The following is a 25,899-nucleotide window of genomic DNA, read 5'->3' as shown; positions in this document are numbered from 1 at the left end:
AGCAATTAGTGATAGCAACTACACGTTATAATTTCGCCTTGTTATTGCGCTACTTTATTAGCGCAATAATAGATTACTAATTTAATGTAATTGGTATGACTTATTTTTTCAGGCTGTTATTATCGCCCCCATAATTTAGTCGTGTTTTTTAGGAGCAACGGTGAGCAAAACGTTAGCCAGTTATTATCAGCAAGCATACGCTTGCGATCAGCAGCATTTTAACCAGTGTTTTTATTGTGGCTGTGAAGCGACAGAGCGCGACCATTGTCCTCCGCTGCATATGCTACAAAGCATTGTTGATTTAGGTGAAGAAGCTGATTTTATATCTATTCCTGCGTGTTATGAGTGTCATGCACTTTTACATAACGAAAGGCTGATGACGATTGATGAGCGTTTCACTAAAATGAAGAAAAAGCTTGCCACTAAATACGCAAAACCTCTGCGTGTTTATAACATGTGGGAAGAAAACGAACTTGGCGATATGAGCGATGAGTTTGCGCATAGTATTCAAGCGGGTATGAAATTAGGAAAAGAAGCCGCTGAGCGTTTAGCGTTTACTGGTTTTAGCTATGCCACAGAAGATGCCAAAGTAGCAGTACGTGAAAAAACAAAAGAGTTTGATGTAGAAGGCATGATATTTACTGACTTTAAAGAGGCGCTAAATTACTGCATTAATGATTTAAACGTACAAAAAAGTGACTTTTATAAAATTTTGGTTGAAGACTACCAAGGGGATTTTAATAAAGCGCTAAGCCAGTATCATCACCGTCATGACAAAGTGACAGCGGCTAAAGACGGTAATACAATTATTAAAGATTTTTCTAAGCTACATAAGCAAAACTCTGATTTTGTAACGCGTACGGTAAAGCACTTTATAAGCAAAGACCCCTCGCTTACAACCGAAGGTGCGCTTGAAAAGTTGTATAACAATTATATAAAGAAATAATTACAGATATTCATCTTAATTAACTGCGTTTTCACCTGTTTTTTTGGCTTTATTCCTTAGCTTTCGCTAAAGTAGCAAAAAAACAGGAGATCCAAACAACATGCAAAAATTTGCACCTTCTTTATTAGCAGTTGGCTTAGCTGCTGCACTTGTAGGTTGCCAAGAAAACGGCCCGCAAGACGATAAAATAACAATCAACAAAAATCCTTACCCAAGCACTTATCAGCCCGTTTCTACATCAAGCACACTTATTACAAATGCAACAGTACTTACAGGTACTGGTGAGCGTTTAGATGAAGCTGATGTATTACTTGTTGACGGCAAAGTACAACAAGTTGGTAAAGACTTAACTGCTACTGCTGATGTTACAATTGATGCACAAGGCAAATGGGTAACACCGGGTATTATTGACGTACATTCACATTTAGGTGCTTATCCAAGCCCTTCGGTTGAGTCGCATCAAGATGGTAACGAAATGACAAGCCCTAACACTGCAGAAGTGTGGGTTGAGCATTCTGTTTGGCCACAAGATCCTGGCTTTAATCGCGCACGCGAAGGCGGCATTACTTCTCTACAAATTTTACCAGGCTCAGCTAACTTATTTGGTGGCCGCGGCGTTACGCTTAAAAACGTACCTGCACACACTATGCAAGGCATGAAATTTCCAGAAGCACCCTATGGTTTAAAAATGGCGTGTGGTGAAAATCCTAAACGTGTTTATGGTCGTCAAGGTGTATTGCCTTCTACCCGTATGGGTAATATGGCGGGTTACCGTATGGCGTGGGCTGAAGCCGCTGAGTACAAACGTGCGTGGGATAAATACGATGCCGATTATGAAGCAGGTTTAAACCCAGAAGCACCAGTACGTGATATTAAACACGACACGCTTCGTGGTGTGCTTGAGGGCGAAGTACGTATTCATAATCATTGTTATAAAGCTGAAGAAATGGCAATGATGATTGACCTGTCAAAAGAATTTAATTACGACGCGGGTACTTTTCACCACGGTGTAGAAGCATATAAAATTGCTGACCTACTTGCTGAGAATGGCTCGTGTGCTGCACTTTGGCCAGACTGGTGGGGTTTTAAAATGGAAGCCTACGACATGGTTCAAGAAAACGTAGCTATTGTTGATGCTGTTAAAAATTCATGTGCAGTTGTTCACTCAGATTCAGATACTACTATTCAGCGCTTAAACCAAGAAGCTGGCAAGGTTATGTACCGTGCTAACGAAAACGGTTTTGATATTTCTGAGCAACACGCTATTAAATGGATCACGGCTAACGCTGCTAAGTCGTTAGGTATTGATGACAAAACAGGTTCACTAGAAGCGGGTAAGCAGGGCGATGTGGTTATTTGGAATCAAAGCCCATTTAGTGTTTATGCTAAAGCTGAACAAGTGTTTGTTGATGGTGCAAAAGTTTACGATAGAAACGACAGCGCGTATCAAGCAACAAGTGATTTTATGTTAGGTCAACAATAAGGAGCACCCAGAATGAAAAATTTATCACGTTCGTTTTCGCTTTCTCTGGTTGCTGCAGGATTATTAGCATCTGGTGCTGTAAGCGCACAATCGCTAGCAATTATTAATGCAACATTGTATACGTCATCTGATCAAGGTGTTTTAGAAGCGGCAAGCATTGTAATGACAGATGGTAAAATCACAGCGATTAACCCAACTGAAATTAAAGTTGATCAAATTATTGATGCAAAGGGCCAAATTGTAACCCCTGGCTTTATTGCAAGTATTAATCAACTTGGTTTAGTTGAAGTAAGTGCAGTTGCAGGCTCTCGCGATGCAGGCGAGGAAAAAGCCGGTATTGATTTTGACGTAAGTCTTGCTTACAACGCACATTCAAGCTTAATCCCTTACGCTCGTAAAGGCGGTGTAACACGCGATGTCATTACCCCTCATGGCGGCGATAGCATTTTTTCAGGCCTTGCGAGTGTTGTTGATTTAAGTGGTAGTTTTGACAGCGACATGCAAAAACAAGCGGCTTTAATTGTTTACTTAGGTGAGCGCAGTAAAGGCTCTCGCGCTTTCACTTTGCAAACACTGATTAATAAACTTGATGAGCACAAAACTAAAGCCGGTAAAAAAGCTAAAAAAGATGACGACAAGCCAAGTACTGAAGACAAAGTAATGGCAAAAGTACTTAGTGGCGAAATGCCATTAGTGGTTGGCGTTTCGCGTGCGGCGGATATTATTGAGCTAATTAAAGTAAAAGAGCAATTTGGTATTAACCTAGTACTTAATGGTGCGCAAGATGCTGTTGTAGTAAAAGAGCGCGTTGCTAAAGCAAATATTCCAGTGATTATTAGTGCAATGGATAGCTTACCAGGAAGCTTTGATTCGCTTCATGCAAGTTTAGATAATGCTAGTGTGCTTGAAAAAGCGGGCGTTAAAGTATTATTAACGGTAGGCGGCGATGCAAGCCACAACATTTATCAGCTACGTTTTGATGCTGGTAATGCTGTGTCGTACGGTATGAGCCAAGAAGGTGCGTTAAAAGCGGTTACATCAAACGTTGCTGATGTATTTGGCATTAATGCAGGTAGCCTTGAAGTTGGCAAAGCTGCTGATGTAGTAATATGGAGTAATGACCCGTTTGAGCTAAGCAGCCATGTGAGCAAAATGTTTATTAATGGCGTTGAGGTTTCTACACAATCTCGTCAAGATAAACTGCGTGACCGTTATACGACAGATTCAAAAATGCCACGGGCTTATACTAAGTAATCAGAGTTTAAATAACTTAAATAGTTTTGGTTAATCAAAAAGGTCGCTATCTAATGATAGCGGCCTTTTTTTGTAAAGTTTAGACATAAAAAAGCCGCTTACTTTTACAAGTAAGCGGCTTTTAAATTTAAACTAATATTTATACTAATTTAGCAAGAATATCGTTAAATGTAGTGCTTGGACGCATCGCTTTAAAGGCTGCATCGTCGTTAGGCTGGAAGTAACCGCCTAAATCAACTGCAGGGCCTTGCGCATCGTTAAGTTCACTTACGATTTGCTCTTTATTAGACTCAAGGTCGCTAGCGATTTGAGTAAACTGTGCTTTAAGTTCACTGTCATCATTTTGCTTAGCAAGTTCTTGTGCCCAGAATAAAGATAGGAAGAAATGAGAACCACGGTTATCAATTTCTTTCACTTTACGTGAAGGCGATTTGTTTTCAGCAAGGAACGTACCTGTTGCTTTATCTAGGGTATCAGCAAGTACTTGTGCCTTGTTGTTACCAGCAGTTACGCTTAAGTGCTCAAGTGATGCAGCAAGTGCTAAAAATTCACCTAAAGAATCCCAACGTAAGTGGTTTTCTTTTTCGAATTGTTGAACATGCTTAGGTGCAGAACCACCCGCGCCAGTTTCAAATAAGCCACCACCGTTCATAAGTGGAACAATTGAAAGCATTTTAGCACTCGTACCCAACTCTAAAATTGGGAATAAATCTGTTAGGTAATCACGTAAAACGTTACCTGTTACAGAAATAGTGTCTTTACCTTCTTTAATACGCGCTAGTGAGAACAATGTTGCTTCAAGCGGTGCTAAAATTTGAATATCTAGACCCGCTGTATCGTGATCTGGTAGGTATTTATTTACTTTTTTGATTAGCTCTGCATCATGTGCACGGTTTTCGTCTAACCAGAAAATAGCTGGAACGCCTGTTGCGCGTGCACGGTTTACTGCAAGCTTAACCCAATCTTGAATTGGTGCGTCTTTAACCTGACACATACGCCAGATATCGCCTTGCTCAACACTGTGCTCAAGTAATGTACTACCATTTGCATCAACAACACGGATAGAACCGTCCGCTTTTGCTTCAAATGTTTTGTCGTGTGAACCGTATTCTTCAGCTTTTTGAGCCATAAGGCCAACGTTTGGAACGCTACCCATTGTTGTTGGATCAAACGCGCCATTTTCTTTACAAAAATCGATAGTTGCTTGGTAAACACTTGAGTAACAACGATCAGGAATTACAAAGCTAGTGTCTTGTAATTTACCATCGTTATTCCACATTTGACCGCTTGAACGGATTGCTGCAGGCATAGAAGCATCGATGATCACGTCACTTGGTACGTGTAGGTTTGTAATACCACGGTCAGAATCAACCATAGCAATAGCAGGGCGGCTAGCGTAAACAGCTTGAATGTCCGCTTCAATTTCTTCGCGCTTAGCATCGTCTAATGTTTGAATTTTAGAATATACATCGCCTAAACCATTATTTACATCAACACCTAGCTCTTCAAAAAGCTTACCGTGTTTAGCAAATACATCTTTGTAGAATACTTTTACAGCGTGACCAAAGATAATTGGATCAGATACTTTCATCATTGTCGCTTTCATGTGAAGCGAGAATAAAACACCTTTTTCTTTAGCAGCGTCAATTTCAGCAGCTAAGAAAGCTTGAAGCTTAGAAGCGCTGATGCTTGATGCATCAATAACTTCGCCAGCTAAAAGAGGCGTGCTTTGTTTAAGTACAGAAACGTCGCCGTTAGTTGCAACATGTTCAATACGTACATCAGTGGCTGTATCAACAGTTACTGACTTTTCTGAACCAAAGAAGTCGCCTTCGCTCATGCTTGCAACATAAGACTCTGAATCTTTGCTCCACGCACCCATTGAATGCGGGTTGTTACGTGCATATTCTTTTACAGAACCTGGTGCGCGACGATCAGAGTTACCTTCACGTAGTACTGGGTTTACTGCACTGCCTTTGATTTTGTCGTAAGCAGCTTGAATTGCTTTTTCTTCATCATTTTTAGGTTCAACAGGGTATTCTGGAAGAGCGTAACCTTTTGCTTGAAGCTCTTTAATTACAGCGCGAAGCTGTGGTACAGATGCACTGATGTTTGGTAATTTGATGATGTTTGCTTCTGGTGTTTTAGCAAGCTCGCCAAGTTCAGCAAGTGCATCACCAATGCGTTGTTCTTGTGTTAAATAATCAGGGAAGCTAGCAATTACACGACCTGCTAATGAGATATCGCGAGTTTCAACTTCAACACCGGCCGCATTTGTATATGCTTGGATGATCGGTAGCAACGAGTAAGTTGCTAGTGCCGGAGCTTCGTCCGTTTTTGTATAGATAATTTTTGATGTCATCATCATTCCTAGATAGTAGACCGAAAAGGTCTTATTCAACAATGCAAAGAAAATCATTACTAATGAGTGAGTACATATTATTAAACAAGTTAATGAATACATACGCTCGTAATGAATAGTTTGTTAGGTGTTGGTACTCAGCGTTGCTCTTTTATAAAAGCAGAATAGTCACACCTGACGAACTGGAATTGTATTTATAGCTAAAAAATTAACAAAAATAAATCAGCCTTTAGCCTAGTACATATAAAAGAGGCGACAAGTTGGATTAGTTGCTGCGTTAATACGCAATTTTTAGCACCAAGAGTGTAACAAGCTTAAATAAAAAGGGCTAGAGGTTGAGCATGCCCAATAAGCAGTTAAACAATCAACTCTTAGAACATTGGGGTATATAAAATAAATTCAAGGAAAAGGGTTGAATTTGAATGAAAAGAGGCAATAAATAAGGGAGAAGAGATAAGTTAGTATGCTTAAGGAATTAAGCGAGGATCTTAAAAGGTCACTCGCTTTAGTCGAACAAAACAATAGTCACTCAATAATGTCACCATCTGGGGCAATATTTTTAGCGTGTAGACCTTTAGGTCCTTGTTCTAATTCGAATGTTACATCTTGACCAGCTTTAAGCGTTTTATAACCGTCCATTACAATTGTTGAGTAATGAGCGAAAATATCATTCTCGCAGCCGTCTTCTACGATGAAACCAAAACCTTTAGCGTTGTTGAACCATTTAACTTTACCGCAAGCCATACTTCTACATCCTTCAATAAGTTGACTAATTTAGTTATTCTAAATTGTATTATTTGCTAGACTGACTAAGGTTTAATCAATCTACGTTTGACTGTAGTTTATTTAGCCAACCAGTCAAGTGTTTTGAGTTATTTTTTTAACATTTTATTTATTTTTTATTCAAGTTTGCTTGAGTTACAAAGACAAGACTATATTTAATTATGAGTGGTATGAAAGATTCAGGTGTTATCGATACAGTTCGCGACAGCGAAAAGCAAAAGCTACAGCCGCCGCGAAAATATAAAGTTGTTTTAAATAACGACGACTACACGCCGATGGACTTTGTAATAGAAGTTTTAACGACGTTTTTTAATATGGATAGCGATAGAGCAACCGACGTGATGCTTCAGGTTCATGAAAAAGGTAAGGGTATATGTGGTGTTTACAGCGCCGACGTAGCCCACACCAAAGCTGAACAAGTTAACCGCTACGCGCGTGATAACGAGCATCCACTGCTTTGTAGTTGTGAGCAGGAATAAATACCAATTAGGGTGATCAAACATCCGATTGTTGTGGTATAAATTATTATCTCAGTAAGGGGTTGCCAATGCTAAACAAAGACTTAGAACTCACATTAAATGCCGCGTTTCGTGAAGCGCGCACTCGCCGTCATGAGTTTATGACCGTAGAGCACCTTTTACTTGCGCTGTTAGATAATCCTTCTGCAGGAGAAGCCCTAAACGCGTGTGGTGTTAATATTTCTGGTTTAAAAACCGAATTATTAGAATTTATTGACGAAACAACACCCGTCATTCCAGATTTAGAAGAAGAGCGTGAAACTCAGCCAACACTTGGCTTTCAACGTGTATTACAACGCGCTGTGTTCCATGTGCAATCGTCAGGTAAAAATGAAGTCACTGGCGTGAATGTGCTAGTTGCTATTTTTTCTGAGCAAGAAAGCCAAGCTGTATATTTACTTAAAAAGCATGATGTATCGCGTTTAGACATCGTTAACTTTATTTCGCATGGTATTTCTAAAGCAGATGATGAATTAGGCAACGACAGCGACGATATTCATGATGAAGTGCAAGAAGTTCAAAATGAAGAAGCAAGCAAGCTAGATAGCTTTACAACTAACTTAAACGTTCAAGCTCGTGAAGGTAACATTGACCCACTGATCGGACGCGACAGCGAAGTAGAGCGCACAGTACAAGTATTGTGTCGTCGTAAAAAGAATAACCCATTACTTGTTGGTGAAGCGGGCGTTGGTAAAACAGCAATTGCTGAAGGCTTAGCGTATCGCATTGTTAATAAGCAAGTACCAGAAGTAATTGCAGATGCTGTTGTGTACTCGCTAGATATGGGTGCATTGCTTGCGGGTACTAAATACCGTGGCGACTTTGAAAAGCGCTTTAAAAGCTTACTAAAAGAGCTGCAAGCTGAGCCAGGCTCTATTTTATTTATTGATGAAATACATACCATAATCGGTGCCGGCGCGGCGTCTGGTGGTGTTATGGACGCATCAAACTTGCTTAAACCACTCCTTTCAAGTGGTAAGCTGCGTTGTATGGGTTCAACAACTTACAATGAGTATAAAAATATTTTTGAGAAAGACCGTGCATTAGTACGTCGCTTTCAAAAAATTGATGTACTTGAGCCAAGTGTTGCCGATACTACTAAAATATTAAATGGCTTAAAAGAGCGTTACGAAGAGCATCATGGCATTCGTTACACTCAAAAAGCATTAAAAGCAGCTGCAGAACTCAGTGCTAAATACATTAATGAGCGCCACTTGCCAGATAAAGCAATTGATGTAATTGATGAAGCCGGTGCAAGTCAGCGCCTACAACCTAGCTCTAAACGTAAAAAAACCATTGGCGTGGCTGATATAGAGCTAATTATATCTAAAATGGCACGTATCCCAGCGCAAAGCGTCTCGTCAACAGATAAAGAAACGCTTAAAAACTTAGACCGTAACCTTAAAATGCTCGTGTTTGGGCAGGATCAATCTATTGACGCACTTACATCAGCTATTCGTTTATCTCGCTCTGGTTTATCGAGCGAAGAAAAGCCAGTAGGTTCGTTTTTGTTTGCAGGGCCTACCGGTGTGGGTAAAACAGAAGTAACTAAGCAACTTGCTAAATGTATGGGTGTTGAGTTTATTCGTTTTGATATGTCGGAATATGTAGAACGCCATGCAATTAGCCGATTAATTGGTGCTCCACCAGGGTATGTTGGTTTTGAGCAAGGTGGTTTATTAACAGAAGCAGTTATTAAAAATCCACATGCTGTTGTACTTTTAGATGAGATTGAAAAAGCGCATCCAGACATTTACAACATTTTGCTACAGGTTATGGATCACGGTACGTTGACCGATAATAACGGCCGTAAAGCTGACTTTAGAAATGTAGTGGTTGTAATGACTACCAATGCGGGCGTTCAAGAAACTACGCGTAAGTCGATTGGTTTTACAGAGCAAGATCATACGCACGATGCAATGGGTGCAATTAATAAAGTATTTTCACCAGAATTTAGAAACCGTTTAGATAACATCATTTGGTTTAATCACCTTGAACGTGAAGTTATTTTACTGGTGGTTGATAAGTTTATTGTGGAACTGCAAGCGCAGCTTGATAAAAAATCAGTTAACCTTGAGCTTACGTCTAAAGCACGTGAGTGGTTGGCAGATAAAGGCTACGATAAAGCAATGGGTGCACGTCCAATGGCACGTGTTATTCAAGAAGAGCTTAAAAAGCAATTAGCTAATGAAATACTGTTTGGTGAACTTGTTGATGGCGGTACAGTTAAAGTATCGGTTAAAGACAAGAAGATCCGCTTTGATTACGAGAGCAATTTAACGCCAGCGTAAAACGTTAATTACACAACTAAGTTAAATAAAAATGGCCCGCTAAATAATAGCGGGCCATTTTTTTGCCATTTTTATAGGCAACAAAAAACCCAGTAAAAACTGGGTTTTTTGTTTATTAAATGTAATTGCTAGTCAATGTCTATCAATTACATTTAATAAACGCTTAAAGCTAGTAAAACACTAGCCAAAAACTAAATCTCGTTTACGCACTTACTTAGCGAGCACGGAATACGATACGACCCTTTGATAAATCGTAAGGAGTCATTTCTACCGTTACTTTATCGCCGGTTAAAATACGGATATAGTTTTTGCGCATTTTGCCTGAAATGTGAGCCACAACTACGTGACCATTTTCTAGCTCAACTCGGAACATTGTATTTGGTAAAGTATCAAGGACTGTCCCTTGCATTTCGATTACGTCTTCTTTCGCCATGTTTAGCGTAACACCTCTTTAATAGTTAAACGCTGCAGATTTTGCCCAAAATACACCAATAAGTAAAGGCGCAGGGGCTATATTTGCAAATTAAATAGCCACCCACTCATCATTGAGCTGTTTTTGAGCTGGTAAAAACTGAGTTTTGTACTTCATTTTATCGCATTCATCAATTTGATAGCCTAAGTACACGTATTGCTTATTTTGCTCTTTTGCAAATTTAAGCTGCTCTAATATCATCACAGAGCCTAAACTATAGTGTTCAAAGTCGGGGTCAAAAAAAGTATAAATTGCAGAAATAGAGCTGTTCATACAATCAGTTACGGCAACTGCGGCTAAAGTATCTTGGTGCCATAGTTCAATAAATGTGATTTTGAGCCAACTGCAAAGTAAAAAGCTTTGAAACTGTTCTTTTTCAGGAGGATACATACTTCCATCCTGATGGCGCATCGTTATGTATCTACTATAGAGCGGATAATACTCAGGGCGTTCTTGCATCGAGTATTTCACTTCAAACTGGTTTTTTGCTTTGTTTAGTTTACGTTTTTGCGATTTTGAAGGGATAAAGTCTTGTGCTAATACACGTACAGAATTACATGCACTGCATATTGGGCAGTGTGGACGATATATTTGGTTACCACTGCGACGAAACCCTAAGCCTAATAATGACTCAAATTTGTCTGTGCTGTAGCAACTAGGATCAAGAATAACTAATAGTTGCTCTTGTCTGTTGGGTAAATAACTACAGTCAAACTCTTGGGTTAAACCAACACGTGCAGGAAGTTGCTCATTCATAGATTGCGTCAAGTTCTTGTGGCTCCCACATAATAGGATTAATAATATAGTTATGTGCAGCTTTTAGTTTAGTCAAAAATGTTGAGCGGGGGATTACTTGTGCACCTAAGGTCATTAAATAAGGGTTTTCTAACTGGCAATCAATAAAATGTGCATTATGACGTTTAAGCCAATTTACCAGTGCCCACATAGCAAGCTTTGAGCAATTGGTTTGATGATGAAACATCGATTCACCACAAAAAACACCATTTTGCATAATACCATATAAGCCACCTGCAAGCTCTCCGTTGCTCCACACTTCTAAGCTATGGGCAATGCCAGCATTGTGTGCATTAACATAAGCGTTGAGCATGTCAGAGGTGATCCAAGTGCCATCGGTATCAAGGCGTTGATCGCGACAAGCTTCTATTACCTCCTCAAAGGCATTATTAATGGTTACTTTTACAGGGTGCTTTTTTAAATGTTTACGCAGGCTCTTACTTATATGAAAATCATCCAGTTCAAAAATCCCGCGTTCGCTCGGCGACCACCACATAATAGGCTCATCTTCGCTAAACCAAGGGAATATTCCGCTTTTGTAGGCATTACTTAGGCGAGGTAAACTTAAATCTCCGCCAATTGCTAACAAGCCATCAGGGGATTCTAATGCGTATTCCGGATTGGGGAATGCTATATCGGTTTCACTTAATTGGTATAGCTGATTTCTCATACAGTACTTATTTTATAATTGATCGTAAAAGTGTAACTATATTTTAGACATAAAAAAAGGGCTGAATAATCAGCCCTATTATAATTTATTTAATTGCTTATAAATTATCTAAGAAACGCTCTGCATCAAGGGCAGCCATACAGCCTGTACCCGCTGATGTGATTGCTTGACGGTAAATGTGGTCAGACACATCACCTGCAGCAAAAACGCCCTCTATACTTGTTTGAGTTGCGTTACCATTCAATCCAGACTCTACAACTAAGTAGCCGTCTTTCATTTCTAGTTGACCAACAAACATATCTGTATTTGGCTTATGACCAATAGCAATAAATACACCGGCTAAATCTAGCTCTTGTGTTGCATCAGAGTGTGCATCTTTAATACGAATGCCAGTTACGCCCATTTGGTCGCCTAATACTTCGTCAAGCGTACGGTTGTAATGTAAAACAACGTTACCGTTAGCTGCTTTTTCAGCAAGGCGGTCTGCAAGTATTTTTTCACTACGGAAACTATCACGGCGGTGAATAACATGTACTTCGTCAGCAATGTTAGATAAGTATAGCGCTTCTTCAACCGCTGTATTACCACCACCAACAACCGCTACTTTCTGACCTTTATAGAAAAAGCCATCACATGTAGCACAGGCTGAAACGCCACGGCCTTGGAAATTAGTTTCAGACTCTAAGCCTAAGTATTTAGCAGAAGCACCTGTTGCAATGATTAATGCATCACATGTGTAAGTACCTTGGTCGCCAGTTAGTGTGAAAGGGCGCTTAGATACATCTACTTTATTGATGTGATCGAATATGATTTCAGTTTCAAAGCGCTCAGCGTGCTCTTTCATACGATCCATTAATGCAGGGCCCGTTAAGCCGTGTGCATCACCAGGCCAGTTTTCAACTTCAGTTGTGGTTGTTAATTGACCACCTTGTTGAATGCCTGTAATTAAAACAGGGTTTAAATTTGCACGTGCGGCATATACTGCTGCAGTATAACCAGCTGGGCCAGAGCCTAAAATTAGTAGCTTACAATGTTTTGCTTCAGTCATTATTTTTTCCTAAACGTTTAATACGGTCTTTAATGCGCTCGATTCTAAGAAAAACAAGGCAGATGTAAACAAAATCCGCGATTATTTTTTTTCTCAAATCGAAAGGCTGTGCAGTATTGTGTACTAGAGCTCTATGCTTTTACAGTTAATATGTCAAAGTAGCTCAAAAAACAGACTAACAGGCAATAAAACAGCGTTAATTCATGACCCCCTTGATTTTTTTTGTTATGTTTTACCTAATTTTATTTGTCACTGATAGATTATGTGACCTAAGTGAATAGGCAACTATGTTATTTTGGCAGGAAAAACCCGCATTCGGGTTGACTTCAAAAGACGTTAACGTCTTAACCAATGCGCAAGATTACCGAACGCAATTGCTACGTTTGATAGCTAACGCAAAAAAACGAATTTACATTACGGCATTGTATTTACAGGATGACGAAGCAGGTCGCGAAATTTTAGAAGCGCTGCATCGTGTGTCATTGGCAAACCCGGCACTTGAGATAAAAGTGCTGGTGGATTTTCATCGCGCGCAACGTGGATTAATTGGCGCTGATAAATCAGACGGTAACGCAAGTTTATACTGTGACGATTTAGAAAAGTTTAAATCGAACGTACAAGTTTATGGCGTACCTGTAAAAGCTAAAGAATTGTTTGGCGTATTGCATTTAAAAGGTTTTGTAATTGACGACACCTTACTTTACAGCGGCGCAAGTTTAAATAACGTTTACTTGCAGCATAACGAACGCTACAGACTCGATCGCTACTTTTTAATAACGCAGAACGAACTGTGTGACTCAGTGGTTGATTTTATTGAGACAAAGCTACTTTCATCAGTGGCTGTGCCACGTATAGACACGCGACCGCTTAAGCGTTTGCACGACTTTAAGCTTGATCAAAAGCAATTAATGCGTGATTTAAAAGTCGCAAGTTATAACGCAGCAGAGCAGCTAAATACGCAAGCATTAGGTATTCGCTTGTTTTTAGGACTCGGGCGTCGTAATAACGAGTTAAATCGTTTAATAAAAGCGTTATTTGATACAACAGAGCAAGAGCTTGTGTTGTATACGCCATACTTTAATTTTCCGGCACCGCTTATGCGATCACTGCGCCGATTATTAAAGCAAGGCAAGCAAGTGACTATTGTTGTAGGCGATAAAACAGCAAATGATTTTTATTTACCGCCAAGCGAGCCGTTTAGTAAAATAGGGGCATTACCTTATTTATACGAAACTATTTTGCATAAATTTGTAAAAACGCAAAAGCGCCATATCGATAACGGTAATTTAAATGTGTATCTGTGGAAAGATGAAAGCAATTCGTTTCATTTAAAAGGTATTTGTTCAGATAGAACAAAACATTTACTGAGCGGGCATAACTTAAATCCGCGTGCATGGGGTCTTGATATCGAAAACGGTATTTTAATAGAAGATCCAGAGCAAACAATTATGGATGCTATTGATAACGAAAAGCAGGAAATTTTACAACACTGCCGACGTTTAACAGGCCCAGATGATTTAGAAACGATGGATGATTACCCGCAGCCAGTTAAAAAACTACTTGGCCAAGCTAAGCGCGTAAAAGTAGATTTTATAATTAAGCGTTTTATCTAAATAAGTTTATATAAATCTGAAATTTAAATACAAAAAAAGCAGCTAATTAGCTGCTTTATTTATGGGTTGTAGTTAGGTAGCTACATTACTTAATACCAACCTAACTACAAAACGCTAAATTATGCGTTTTCTACCGCTGTGCGTGGGTCAACATATTCCATGTTGAACGCTTCTGCTACTTCTTTGTAAGTTACTTGGCCTTTAATTACGTTTAAGCCTTTTAAGAAGTGAGCGTCATCTAGTAACGCCTTTTTATAACCTTTGTTTGCAAGGTTAATGATGAAAGGCAATGTTGCATTGTTAAGTGCAAACGTAGATGTACGTGGAACAGCACCTGGCATGTTAGCAACACAGTAGTGAACAACTTCATCAACGATGAAAGTAGGATCAGCATGCGTAGTTGCTTTAGAAGTAGCAATACAGCCACCTTGGTCTATTGCAACGTCAACAATTGCAGAACCAGGCTTCATTGCTTTAATGTGCGCAGCAGTTACTAGTTTAGGTGCAGCTGCACCTGGAATTAGTACGCCACCAATTACTAAATCAGCTTCTAGTACGTGTTTTTCTAGTGCATCAGCAGTTGAGTAAATAGCTTTTACTTTATTACCAAATTGCGCGTCTAGTGCACGTAATACATCGATGTTACGATCAAGAACTACAACTTCAGCACCAAGGCCAACAGCCATTTGAGCTGCGCTACGACCAACCATGCCGCCGCCAATTACAACAACTTTAGCAGCTTCAACGCCTGGTACGCCACCTAGTAGCATGCCACGACCGTGGTTAGATTTTTCTAGCGCTTGTGCACCAGCTTGAATAGACATACGGCCAGCAACTTCGCTCATAGGAGCAAGAAGCGGTAAACCACCGCGTGAGTCAGTTACAGTTTCGTATGCAATACAAATAGCTTTGCTTTTTACAAGGTCTTCAGTTTGTGGAAGATCAGGTGCAAGGTGTAAGTAAGTGAAAAGAATTTGGTCTTCACGTAGCATTGCACGTTCAACAGCTTGCGGCTCTTTTACTTTTACAATCATGTCTGCTTTAGCAAAAACATCAGCAGCAGTTGCTAAAATTTCAGCACCCGCTTGTGTGTAATCTTCGTTAGTAAAACCAATGCCCATGCCTGCATCAGTTTCTACAATCACTTGGTGACCGTGGTTTACTAATTCACGAACACTTGCAGGAACCATACCTACACGGTATTCATGGTTTTTAATTTCTTTAGGAACACCAATAATCATATCATTTGCCTTATTAAGAACGGATTAACATTTTCCACTATTATATTCGTCATAAGCCCGTTTGTCTCACCTTTTTTAAACTCAAATCTAGTGTTATCATCTATATAACAAAAATAAACAGCATAAAAAACTAGTTGGTACTATGCATCAATTATTAGATAGAATTGACCGTAAAATTTTAATGGAATTACAACACGATGGACGCTTGTCGAATGTAGAACTGGCCAGACGAGTTGGCCTAAGCGCCACGCCCTGCTTGGAGCGAGTAAAAAAGCTAGAACGGGAAGGTTACATACTTGGCTATAAAGCGGTGGTCGATCCCGCTAAACTTGGGCAAGGTTTATCTGTGTATGTAGAAGTAACGATTACTAAAACATCTCCCGACGTATTTGATGAGTTTAGTGCTGCGGTTAAAAAGCACGAAGAAATTATCGAATGTCATTTAGTATCGGGTAATTTTGATTTTTTACTTAAAACGCGCGTAAATGATATGTCAGAATACCGTGGCGTATTAGGCGACATACTATTGAAACTGCCAAATGTAAGTGAAAGCCGAACTTATGTAGTAATGGAAGAAGTAAAAGGTGAAGAAGGCGTAATTATTCGCCCTTATATTACTTAAGGTTATTTATATAAGCTCAAATTATAAAAACTTGTTCATAATCAGGCCATCAAGGTTAAGATAAAGTGCAACAAATTGCATTTCCTGCTAAGGTATTTCACTGCTAAGTAAGTGTGAATAAAAATAGAATAATAAAGAGGGATAGGGAACTATGCGCCTAAATGGTGTGCAAAGACTATTAGAAACAGGGCTGATTATCAGTACCTTTATGGCAATATTTATTTTATGTGCCTTGATCAGCTTTGATCCAGCAGATGCTGCATGGTCGCAAACTAGTTTTAGCGAAGTAAGCAACATCACAGGAGCAGCCGGTGCATGGATAGCCGACATTTTATTACTCACCTTTGGTTGGTTGGCTTACTTAGTGCCTGCGGCCATTCAGCTATTTGGCTACTTGCTATTTAAACAACCTCACCGCATTTTACAGCTTGATTACACTACCTTAGCGCTGCGTGTTATTGGTTTTGCTTTATTTATTACCTCAGCTACCGCCATTAGTAGTATTAATTTCGACGATATTTATAACTTTTCATCGGGTGGAGTAGTGGGCGATGTTATTGCATCAGCCATGATGCCTGCGTTTAACTTTACCGGTACATCTATATTATTGCTGTGTTTCTTTTTTGCAGGGCTTACCTTATTGACGGGAGTATCGTGGGTTGATTTTGTAGATTACCTTGGCGATTTAATGGTTAGGCTTTATCGCTATGTTGTATCGTATGCAAAAGGCTGGATGCACCGAGAACACACTGCAGGTAAAGTAAATAATAACGATGAAGCAGACGCCCATTTTGAAGACGATATAAAAGAGCAAATAGAGCTGCCTACATCAGCTAAAAAAGCAGATAAACAAAAAGCAATAGATAAGCCTCAAACACCATTTAGTGAACCACAAATTAGTGATGACTTTATGCCGTTTGATGAACTTGACGATATACTCGATCAAGAAATTGGCTTTAGCGCCATAGACGACGAGCCAATGGATACAGAAGCTGCATTAAATGCGCTGGACCAAAGCCCCGTAATAGAGCCTGAAAAACCAGTGACTACGGTTGTATCGCCAGCTAGGCCAATGCCTAAACCAAAACCTGCATATCAACCGCCGCCAACGGCTAAAGAAAAATTTGAGCAATTATTAACACAAGAGCCACCTCCGGGGCCGTTACCGTCGCTTGATTTACTCGACAGACCGGATAAAGCTAAAAACCCAATTTCGCAAGAAGAGCTTGATAGCGTATCGCGCCTTGTAGAGACAAAACTTCTCGACTTTAACGTACAAGCAACCGTAGTAGCGGTATACCCAGGCCCCGTTGTTACGCGTTTTGAGCTAGATTTAGCGCCAGGTATTAAAGTGTCTAAAATTACGGGCTTAGCTAAAGATTTAGCCCGTTCGCTTTCGGCAATTAGTGTACGTGTTGTAGAAGTTATCCCAGGTAAAACCTATGTTGGTATTGAGCTTCCAAATAAACACCGTGAAATAGTTCGTTTATCAGAAGTAATAAACGCCCCTAAATTTGAGCAAAATCCGTCGCCTCTTACCATGGTGCTTGGTAAAGACATTGCTGGTCAGCCGGTATGTGCTGACTTAGGTAAAATGCCACATTTATTGGTAGCCGGTACAACTGGTTCAGGTAAATCAGTGGGCGTTAATGTCATGATAGTAAGCTTGCTGTACAAATCGGGTCCTGACGATGTACGTATGATCATGATTGACCCTAAAATGCTTGAGCTTTCAGTATACGAAGGCATTCCGCATTTATTGTGTGAAGTAGTTACCGATATGAAAGAAGCTGCTAACGCACTGCGTTGGTGTGTAGGCGAAATGGAACGTCGTTATAAATTAATGTCAGCATTGGGTGTGCGTAACTTAAAAGGTTACAACCAAAAAGTGCTTGAAGCCAATGAAGCGGGTTACCCAATTCTTGATCCATTATTTAAAGACACCGATGGCATGAAAGAAGGCCCCGACGAGCTTGGTAAATTACCAAGTATTGTTGTAGTAATAGACGAATTTGCCGACATGATGATGATTGTAGGTAAGAAAGTAGAAGAACTTATTGCACGTATTGCTCAAAAAGCACGTGCGGCAGGGATTCACTTAGTGCTTGCTACGCAGCGCCCGTCAGTTGATGTAATTACCGGCTTAATTAAAGCTAATATTCCAACACGTATGGCGTTTCAGGTATCGAGCAAAATAGATTCACGGACAATACTTGACCAACAAGGTGCAGAAAACTTACTAGGTATGGGCGACATGCTTTATTTACCGCCAGGCACTAGCGTACCAGAGCGTGTGCATGGCGCGTTTGTAGACGACCATGAAGTACACGCCGTAGTAAACGATTGGAAAGCACGTGCTAAACCAAATTACATTGACGAAATACTCAATGGCGATGCCACTGAAGATATTTTATTACCGGGTGAAGCTAGCGAAAATGCAGATGAAGAATCTGATCCTTTATACGACGAAGCTGTGTCGTTTGTAATTGAAACCGGCAAAGTATCTGTATCGTCAGTGCAACGTAAATTACGTGTTGGCTACAACCGCGCAGCACGTTTAGTAGAACAAATGGAAACATCGGGTATCGTGAGTTCACCAGGTCATAACGGTGCTCGCGATGTATTAGTACCTAATGGAGCAAATTCATGAAAAAAGTTAACGCCTTATTATTAGTGTTAGGCAGCGTACTTGCCGCACCAAGCTTTGCAGACGACAGCCAAGCATTACAAGACAGACTTGCCACTTTAAAAAGCTTTAAAGCGCAGTTTGCACAACAAGTAACAGACAAAGAAGGCCAAGCAGTTATGCAAGGTGAGGGCACAATAGCGCTTCAACAGCCTATGATGATTCGCTGGCAGCAAACTAATCCGGACGATACGTTATTTGTATCAAACGGTGATAAAACCTATTACTTCGACAGCTTTGCTGAGCAAGTAACGATTATGAAAACCAGCAGCCTAATCGACTCAACACCATTTGTGCTACTGACATCAAAAGACCCAGCACAGTGGGAAAAATACAGCGTACTTGCAACAAGTACAGGCTTTAGCGTAACGCCAAATAAAGGCGTAGAAAGCCAAGTAGAACAACTTGATATAGCATTTGCGGGTAACGAGCAAGGGCTTGCTAAACTAGTGGTTACCGACAACTCAGGGCAGCTATCGTCATTTACGTTTAACAATGCCCAAGTTAATACACCGCTTGATCAAAGCACTTTTGAATTTACGCCTCCTGAAGGTGTTGAAATAGACGATCAGAGTAACGGTGAGTAATTTAGGTTTTAATTTTGGGCCCGATGTACGCCCACTTGCTGCGCGTATGCGCCCTACAACGCTTGATGAATACATTGGTCAGCAGCACTTATTAAGCGCTGATAAACCACTGCATCAAGCAATTGTCGCGGGGCGATGCCATAGTTTAATTTTATGGGGCCCGCCTGGTGTAGGTAAAACCACACTTGCGCAAATAATTGCCAACCATGCTGATGCTTCGCTTATTCAAATGTCGGCGGTAACTGCAGGCGTAAAAGATATACGAGACAGCGTAACGCAAGCGCGGGACAACCTAGAAAGCCGTGGCCAACGCACCCTTATGTTTGTTGACGAAGTTCATCGCTTTAATAAATCCCAACAAGATGCCTTTTTACCGCACATAGAAGACGGCACCTTTATATTTGTAGGTGCAACCACAGAAAACCCATCGTTTGCCCTTAACAACGCTATATTGTCGCGTGCACGCGTGTATGTTTTAAAATCGCTTGCCGATACCGACTTATACACCGTAATAGAACGCGCACTTAAACAAGACGAGCAGCTAAGCCAAAAACACATCACTATTGCCGAGAATGCTAAAAAGGCACTATGCCAAGCAAGTGGCGGCGATGCGCGTAAAGTACTTAATTTACTTGAACAAGCAGTTGATTTAACGTCCGAGCAAAACGGTCAATACAACGTTGATGAGCACGTACTTAGCCAAGTATTACCTACACATTTGGCCAAATACGATAAAGGCGGCGATGAGTTTTATGATTTAATATCGGCCTTTCACAAATCAGTACGTGGTAGCTCACCCGATGGTGCGCTGTATTGGTATTGCCGAATTTTAGCCGGTGGCGGCGACCCTTTGTATGTGGCAAGGCGTTTACTTGCCATAGCTACAGAAGACATTGGTAACGCCGATCCGCGTGCGATGGAAGTGGCTTTAAACGCGTGGGATATATTTCAACGTGTTGGCCCAAGTGAGGGCGAACGTGCAATAGCACAAGCCACACTGTATTTAGCCAGCGCACCTAAAAGTAATGCGGTGTATATGGCGTTTAATCAAGCCAAAGCAGATGCCAAAAACGAGCCAAGTTACCCAGTACCAGAGCATTTACGCAATGCGCCAACCAACTTAATGAAAGACTTAGGGTATGGCGCTGAGTATCGTTATGCGCATAACGAAGAAGGCGCATTTGCCGCAGGTGAAAAATATTTACCACCAGAAATGGACGGCAAAGAATATTACTTACCGAGCGAGCGCGGACTTGAGCAAAAAATAAAACAAAAACTCGATTACCTAAAAGAGCGCGATGCGCAAAGCCCACTTAGACGATACGAAAATGATTAAACTTTATATGATGATCGCCCTTGGCGGAGCCTCAGGTGCGTGTTTACGGTTTTTTATTAGCGAAAGCATGCTAAAACTCCTCGGTAGGGGATTCCCTTTTGGCACGTTGACGGTTAATATTCTGGGTTCATTGTTAATGGGCATTTTGTACGGTTTGATAGATAAAGAAATTATCACCGCAAGCCCCGCCAAAACCCTTATCGGTATTGGCTTTTTAGGTGCATTAACCACCTTTTCAACATTCTCAATGGACTCGTTGTTGTTATTACAACAAGGTCACTTTATTAAAATGGCCCTCAATATCATCTTAAACGTGATGGTGTGTATTTTTATGGCTTGGCTGGGCCTTCAGCTAGTAATGCAAAAAGGTTAAAAAACTAACATGTTAGATTCTAAATTTTTACGTCAAGACATCGAACAAACTGCAGCACGTTTAGCGGCTCGCGGTTACGAACTCGATGTAGCGACGGTAACGGCACTTGAAGAAAAACGCAAAACATTACAAGTAAAAACGCAAGAACTTCAAAGTCAACGTAATGCAAGCGCAAAAGCAATTGGTCAAGCCAAAGCTAAAGGCGAAGACGCACAGCCATTACTTGATGCAGTGGCTAACTTAGGCAGTGAGCTAGACGCCGCTAAAACTGAGCAAGATGAAGTATTAGCCGCAATTAACGACATTGCGTTAGCAATTCCAAACTTGCCAGACGAGTCAGTTCCTGCAGGTAAAGACGAAGACGACAACGTTGAAATTTTAACGTGGGGCACACCTAAAAAGTTTGATTTTGAAGTTAAAGACCACGTAGATGTAGGCCAAGACCTAAACGGTTTAGACTTTGAAATGGGCGTTAAAATTAGTGGTGCACGCTTTACCGTAATGCGCGGCCAAGTTGCGCGTATGCACCGTGCACTAACGCAATTTATGCTAGATACACACGCTGATAAAAACGGCTACACAGAAATGTATGTACCGTACCTAGTAAATAGCGCAAGCCTTTATGGCACCAGCCAATTACCTAAATTTGCAGGCGATTTATTCCACACATTAGGCCTTGTAAATGACGACGGCGAACAACAAGCCGGCTTTAGCTTAATTCCAACAGCTGAAGTACCGCTTACAAATAGCGCCCGCGACGAAATTTACGATGAAAGCGATTTACCAATTCGCTTAGTTGCCCACACTCCGTGTTTTAGAAGTGAAGCAGGCAGCTATGGCCGCGATACACGTGGCTTAATTCGTCAGCACCAGTTTGATAAAGTTGAACTTGTACAACTTGTAAAACCAGAAGACTCAATGGCAACGCTTGAAGAGTTAACAGGTCACGCAGAGCAAATACTACAAGCGCTTGAGCTTCCGTACCGTAAAGTAATTTTATGTATGGGCGACATGGGCTTTGGCTCAGCTAAAACATACGATTTAGAAGTATGGTTACCTGCGCAAGACACATACCGCGAAATTTCATCATGTTCAAACATGGCTGACTTTCAGGCGCGTAGAATGCAAGCACGTTTTCGCCGTGAAGGTGTTAAAAAGCCAGAGTTACTACATACACTAAATGGTTCAGGCTTAGCCGTTGGCCGTACACTAGTAGCCATACTAGAAAACTACCAACAAGCCGATGGTTCAGTTGTAGTACCAGAAGTTTTACGCCCATACATGGGTGGACTAGAAGTAATTGGTAAACAATAAAAATCAACTTTAAGTTAAGCACGCTTTAAGCTTGTAAATCTTAAGACGAAAGCCGCTGTTTGTAATAAACAGCGGCTTTTTTGTTTTAGGTTAAAAGTAAAAAGGTTCAGCTAATATGTAGGACGTGCTTTAGTACTTTATAGTTCTTAGCCAAAAATATGCGCCTGTCCTTTTATCTGTTACGGGGTCAAGTGAATGAGCAATGGCAACTGTATTGCCTTGTTCATAATATAGAAAAGCTGCAAAACACGATGCATTAAGAAGGGTAAGCCCTCTTACTCTAAATAAAAGCCACTCAAACACGCGTAATCCCTTCCAAAACGCCAATTAAAACAATATCAAACACTTCTATATTCTGCGTGAAAATACAGTAATCAATTGAACCAAAATAGGAACTCAGCTATGGTTTGTTTATCAATAAAAACAAATTTAAAAACGAGTTAATCTACAGGCTCGTTAAATGCTCGTGTTACTTGAACAAAGGAATGTGTAATGGAAGTTGAAATATTTAATTGCAATAACATTGATAATGGTAGCGTTTCGATCTCAGAAGGCTTTCTTAATATTAAATACGCAATAAACGGTACAGGAAAAAGCACAATATCAAAGGCAATCCTAAAATCCGTTAGCTCAAGAGTTAGTGGAAATAACGAATTATTAGAACTCAAACCCTTCAAAGCCATCAGTGATGAGGATGTTATACCCGCTGTTAATGGTTGCGAGGCGATTAGTAGTGTCAGAGTGTTTGACGAATCTTATATAAACGATTTCACCTACCAGCCAGATGAATTACTCAAAGGAAGCTTTGATATTCTCATTAGAGATGAGAACTATGATTCAGTAATGGCCGAAATCGAAGTCCTCGTATCTCAAATCAAAAGTCATTTCAACGACGACCAAGATATTGAGGCTCTAATAGGCGACTTTAATGAGCTAAGTAGTAGTTTTGGTAAGCCAATTAAAAAAGGTGTACACGGGTCTAGCGTAATAGCGAAAGCCCTCAAAGGAGGGAATAAGGTCACAAATATCCCTGAAGGACTTGAGGCGTATCAGGAATTCATTCAAGGAGGAAACAATGTCAAATGGGTTAAGTGGCAGTTAGATGGCGGGCAATTTATTGAAGAGACAGACAGTTGCCCCTACTGCGTTAGCGATGTGAAAGAAGCAAAAGAAACAATAAAGCGCGTTAGTGAAGTATATGATTCAAAGTCCATTCAGAACCTTAATAAGCTTGTTCAAATATTCCAGCGTCTAGAAAAGTATTTTTCAACTCAGTCAAAAGAAATAATAAGTGAGTTTGTTTCTAGCGTGGATGGGTACACTGAGGAGCAAGTTGGATACCTTCTTGAGGTAAAAGACCAAATAGATAGGCTAAATGAGAGATTTAAGCAACTTAAAAATATCGGTTTCTTTACGTTCAAAGATGTAGATAAGGTAATAGATGAGCTACGTAAATACACTATAGATTCGAATTTATATAGCCACCTGCAATCAGAAGAATCATTAGATAAAATAACGAAGGTCAATGGCTCAATAGATGAGCTAATTGATAAGGCTGGACAGCTTCAGGGACGCATAGCGGTACAAAATAGATATATAGAGCGTGTAGTCCAAGATAACAAAACTAACATTAATACGTTTCTTCGTAATGCAGGTTATAAATATACGGTAGATCTTATCGAGGACGATACCGGAAAACATAGACTTAAGTTGATTCACTCTGACTTAGACTCAGAAGAAGTGCTTGGCGTTAGAAATGTTCTTAGTTATGGCGAGCGAAATGCTTTCGCATTGGTGTTGTTTATGTTTGATGCTCTTAAGGCATCTCCCGACTTAATTGTTTTGGATGATCCTATTTCCTCCTTTGATAAGAACAAAAAATACGCAATCATTGAGATGCTTTTTCGAAAGGAGAGATCTTTTAGGGGGGAAACAGTTTTACTTCTTAGTCATGATTTTGAGCCTATTGTGGATATGCTATATCACCATAGCGATCGATTCGAAAAACCACATGCCTCTTTTCTTCAGAATAATAATGGACAACTCTCAGAGGTAAAAATTGAAAAAAGTGATGTTATGACCTTTGTGGACATTAACTCATTAAATATCACGAGTGACGCAAGCTTGGTCGCAAAGCTGGTATACCTCCGTCGCAACTATGAAATACTTAATTCGAAGGGGGTGGCGTACCAGTTAGTTTCAAATATACTTCATAGAAGACAAGTGCCATTGACATATGGAGATGGTATAGAGCGTGAAATGACTCCTGACGAAATCAGTGAAGCAGAGACCGAAATTAAGGTTCATGTTTCTGATTTTGATTACTCAGATGCCATTCAATTAATTCTGAATAACACTGCAATGATTGAGCTTTATCAATCATGCGAGAATAGTTATGAGAAATTACATATCTATAGAATTATATCTGAGGATGCTGATCATGCTGATGTAATCCTGAAATTTATTAATCAAGTGTTTCACATTGAAAATGACTACATTTATCAATTGAATCCTGCTAAATACCAAACCGTGCCACAATACGTTATTGATGAGTGTGATCAATATGTCGCTACACTGTAAGAATGTATCTAACAAATCAAATCACGCGGACTTGGTGAAGTTTGAGGCGTTGTTAGCAGTTTAACTAGCATCAGAGTAATTTACCTATGAATATAGAGTCAGAATTTAAAGATAGCCCTGAGCAGTTAGAACCATGGCTTACTGTTATAGGTATGCTAACAGTGCTTTGGTCACCTGTAGAAAGGTATATTGACCAGTGTGTAAGCCTTTTGCATGAGGACAAAAATGTAAAAAATAAATATTTATCTTTAAATAGAAAACTCACATTTATCTTCAATAATCATTCTCGTATTGATCTTAGTGAGGCGGATATTATGGACTTAATCAACCTTACTAAAAATACCGTTCAAATTAGAGATGTTTGCGTGCATGGAGTTATTGAATCCTATGATTCAGAAGAAATTACTATTGGTAAAGTTCAGGGTAAAGAGTCAAAACATACTGTAGAAATGTTTACAATTACACACGAACGGCTTAATTATTATGCAAACAATTTGATGCACTTGAATAAAAAATGGAAAACAGTTGTTACAATGACCCACTAAAATAAAAACTGCTAACAAGACCGTTAAACAAAGGACGAAGGTACTCCTTGTCGCAAATTTTAGCTTGCTACATTGTGCCGTTTACGGCTAGCATTATGAACAAATTGTTCAAACAGGAATTTTGATATTTTTAGCAATAACTAAAGAGATCAAAATTTGGCTTCGTACATCAGAACTTAAATTAATACAAATAACAAGACACCCATCCTAATTATTACGAAAAAGCCAACGCCAGATTAATTTGCAATTGGAGGGTAGTGTTTAGAAATCTGTGTCATTTCAGTATTATTAAGAAAACAGGAGTGACACATGACTCAATCTTTCGACTTCAACAAAGCATTAGCTGAACTTCAAGCTGGTAAAGGCCTTACTGGCGAAGA

21 protein-coding genes are annotated in these 25,899 nt (G+C 40.0%); 14 read left to right on the top strand and 7 right to left on the bottom strand.

The window, feature by feature from the left end:
* The first annotated feature begins 160 nt into the window (after window positions 1-160).
* The 3 genes from H4J63_RS13225 (at window position 161) to H4J63_RS13215 (ending at window position 3,683) form a co-directional block, all read left to right on the top strand.
* Entirely contained in the window at window positions 161-946 is a 786-nt protein-coding gene (locus H4J63_RS13225) for a hypothetical protein (protein WP_182197004.1), read from the top strand.
* Window positions 947-1,046: 100 nt separating this feature from the next.
* Complete coding sequence (locus H4J63_RS13220) at window positions 1,047-2,429, top strand: amidohydrolase (protein WP_010552614.1); 1,383 nt, start codon at window positions 1,047-1,049, stop codon at window positions 2,427-2,429.
* 12 nt (window positions 2,430-2,441) lie between these two features.
* The gene (locus H4J63_RS13215; RefSeq protein ID WP_182197002.1) at window positions 2,442-3,683 is read left to right on the top strand and encodes an amidohydrolase family protein; all 1,242 of its coding nucleotides are present in this window, start codon (window positions 2,442-2,444) and stop codon (window positions 3,681-3,683) included.
* Window positions 3,684-3,822: 139 nt separating this feature from the next.
* Here H4J63_RS13215 and H4J63_RS13210 read toward each other — a convergent pair whose 3' ends face one another.
* On the bottom strand, window positions 3,823-6,045 hold the full coding sequence (locus H4J63_RS13210; protein WP_182197000.1) for an NADP-dependent isocitrate dehydrogenase: 2,223 nt from the start codon (window positions 6,043-6,045) through the stop codon (window positions 3,823-3,825).
* A 525-nt stretch (window positions 6,046-6,570) separates the two neighbouring features.
* Window positions 6,571-6,789, bottom strand: a complete 219-nt coding sequence (cspD, locus tag H4J63_RS13205) for a cold shock domain-containing protein CspD (protein ID WP_002962500.1) — start codon at window positions 6,787-6,789, stop codon at window positions 6,571-6,573.
* Window positions 6,790-6,998: 209 nt separating this feature from the next.
* Here cspD and clpS point away from each other — a divergent pair, with 209 nt between their 5' ends.
* On the top strand, window positions 6,999-7,307 hold the full coding sequence (clpS, locus tag H4J63_RS13200; RefSeq protein ID WP_007585109.1) for an ATP-dependent Clp protease adapter ClpS: 309 nt from the start codon (window positions 6,999-7,001) through the stop codon (window positions 7,305-7,307).
* A 68-nt stretch (window positions 7,308-7,375) separates the two neighbouring features.
* Window positions 7,376-9,637: an ATP-dependent Clp protease ATP-binding subunit ClpA gene (gene clpA, locus H4J63_RS13195; protein ID WP_007585108.1), complete on the top strand. Its 2,262-nt coding sequence runs from the start codon at window positions 7,376-7,378 to the stop codon at window positions 9,635-9,637.
* A gap of 214 nt (window positions 9,638-9,851) precedes the next feature.
* On the opposite strand, the gene infA is transcribed toward clpA, so the two are convergent.
* The 4 genes from infA to trxB form a co-directional block, all read right to left on the bottom strand.
* Window positions 9,852-10,070 (bottom strand): translation initiation factor IF-1, encoded by a 219-nt coding sequence (gene infA / locus H4J63_RS13190; protein WP_002962494.1) that lies wholly within the window; start codon window positions 10,068-10,070, stop codon window positions 9,852-9,854.
* Between the two features lie 90 nt (window positions 10,071-10,160).
* Window positions 10,161-10,865 carry an arginyltransferase gene (locus tag H4J63_RS13185; RefSeq protein WP_182197023.1) on the bottom strand — a complete coding sequence of 235 codons (705 nt, stop codon included), beginning with the start codon at window positions 10,863-10,865 and terminating at the stop codon, window positions 10,161-10,163.
* Window positions 10,858-11,574 (bottom strand): leucyl/phenylalanyl-tRNA--protein transferase, encoded by a 717-nt coding sequence (gene aat / locus H4J63_RS13180; RefSeq protein WP_024595507.1) that lies wholly within the window; start codon window positions 11,572-11,574, stop codon window positions 10,858-10,860. Before aat ends, H4J63_RS13185 begins: the two co-directional genes overlap by 8 nt.
* A 97-nt stretch (window positions 11,575-11,671) precedes the next feature.
* Window positions 11,672-12,622, bottom strand: coding sequence for a thioredoxin-disulfide reductase (gene trxB, locus H4J63_RS13175; protein ID WP_182196999.1), 951 nt, complete (start codon window positions 12,620-12,622; stop codon window positions 11,672-11,674).
* Between the two features lie 287 nt (window positions 12,623-12,909).
* On the opposite strand from trxB, the gene pssA reads away from it, so the two are divergent.
* Window positions 12,910-14,235, top strand: a complete 1,326-nt coding sequence (gene pssA, locus H4J63_RS13170) for a CDP-diacylglycerol--serine O-phosphatidyltransferase (protein WP_101217386.1) — start codon at window positions 12,910-12,912, stop codon at window positions 14,233-14,235.
* A gap of 119 nt (window positions 14,236-14,354) precedes the next feature.
* Here pssA and ald read toward each other — a convergent pair whose 3' ends face one another.
* Window positions 14,355-15,476, bottom strand: coding sequence for an alanine dehydrogenase (ald, locus tag H4J63_RS13165; protein WP_182196997.1), 1,122 nt, complete (start codon window positions 15,474-15,476; stop codon window positions 14,355-14,357).
* 142 nt (window positions 15,477-15,618) lie between these two features.
* Here ald and lrp point away from each other — a divergent pair, with 142 nt between their 5' ends.
* The 8 genes from lrp to H4J63_RS13125 all read left to right on the top strand — a co-directional run bounded on the left by lrp (window position 15,619) and on the right by H4J63_RS13125 (window position 25,519).
* Window positions 15,619-16,098: a leucine-responsive transcriptional regulator Lrp gene (lrp, locus tag H4J63_RS13160; RefSeq protein ID WP_007582985.1), complete on the top strand. Its 480-nt coding sequence runs from the start codon at window positions 15,619-15,621 to the stop codon at window positions 16,096-16,098.
* Window positions 16,099-16,249: 151 nt separating this feature from the next.
* The gene (locus tag H4J63_RS13155) at window positions 16,250-18,748 is read left to right on the top strand and encodes a DNA translocase FtsK (protein WP_182196995.1); all 2,499 of its coding nucleotides are present in this window, start codon (window positions 16,250-16,252) and stop codon (window positions 18,746-18,748) included.
* Window positions 18,745-19,371, top strand: a complete 627-nt coding sequence (gene lolA, locus H4J63_RS13150; RefSeq protein ID WP_138489158.1) for an outer membrane lipoprotein chaperone LolA — start codon at window positions 18,745-18,747, stop codon at window positions 19,369-19,371. Before H4J63_RS13155 ends, lolA begins: the two co-directional genes overlap by 4 nt.
* Window positions 19,364-20,707 (top strand): replication-associated recombination protein A, encoded by a 1,344-nt coding sequence (locus H4J63_RS13145; RefSeq protein ID WP_182196994.1) that lies wholly within the window; start codon window positions 19,364-19,366, stop codon window positions 20,705-20,707. The genes lolA and H4J63_RS13145 overlap by 8 nt, the downstream gene beginning before the upstream one ends.
* Window positions 20,700-21,080: a fluoride efflux transporter CrcB gene (gene crcB, locus H4J63_RS13140; protein WP_021032117.1), complete on the top strand. Its 381-nt coding sequence runs from the start codon at window positions 20,700-20,702 to the stop codon at window positions 21,078-21,080. Before H4J63_RS13145 ends, crcB begins: the two co-directional genes overlap by 8 nt.
* 9 nt (window positions 21,081-21,089) lie before the next feature.
* On the top strand, window positions 21,090-22,394 hold the full coding sequence (gene serS / locus H4J63_RS13135) for a serine--tRNA ligase (protein ID WP_008133608.1): 1,305 nt from the start codon (window positions 21,090-21,092) through the stop codon (window positions 22,392-22,394).
* Between the two features lie 492 nt (window positions 22,395-22,886).
* Window positions 22,887-24,974 (top strand): hypothetical protein, encoded by a 2,088-nt coding sequence (locus tag H4J63_RS13130; protein WP_182196992.1) that lies wholly within the window; start codon window positions 22,887-22,889, stop codon window positions 24,972-24,974.
* A gap of 86 nt (window positions 24,975-25,060) precedes the next feature.
* The gene (locus H4J63_RS13125) at window positions 25,061-25,519 is read left to right on the top strand and encodes a hypothetical protein (RefSeq protein WP_182196990.1); all 459 of its coding nucleotides are present in this window, start codon (window positions 25,061-25,063) and stop codon (window positions 25,517-25,519) included.
* Window positions 25,520-25,899 lie beyond the last annotated feature (380 nt).

The sequence above is a fragment of the Pseudoalteromonas sp. 5Ae-yellow genome (assembly GCF_014077565.1).
GTDB lineage: Bacteria > Pseudomonadota > Gammaproteobacteria > Enterobacterales > Alteromonadaceae > Pseudoalteromonas.
Note: the sequence above shows the minus strand (reverse complement) of the source record. Positions and strands in the feature narration are given on the sequence as shown.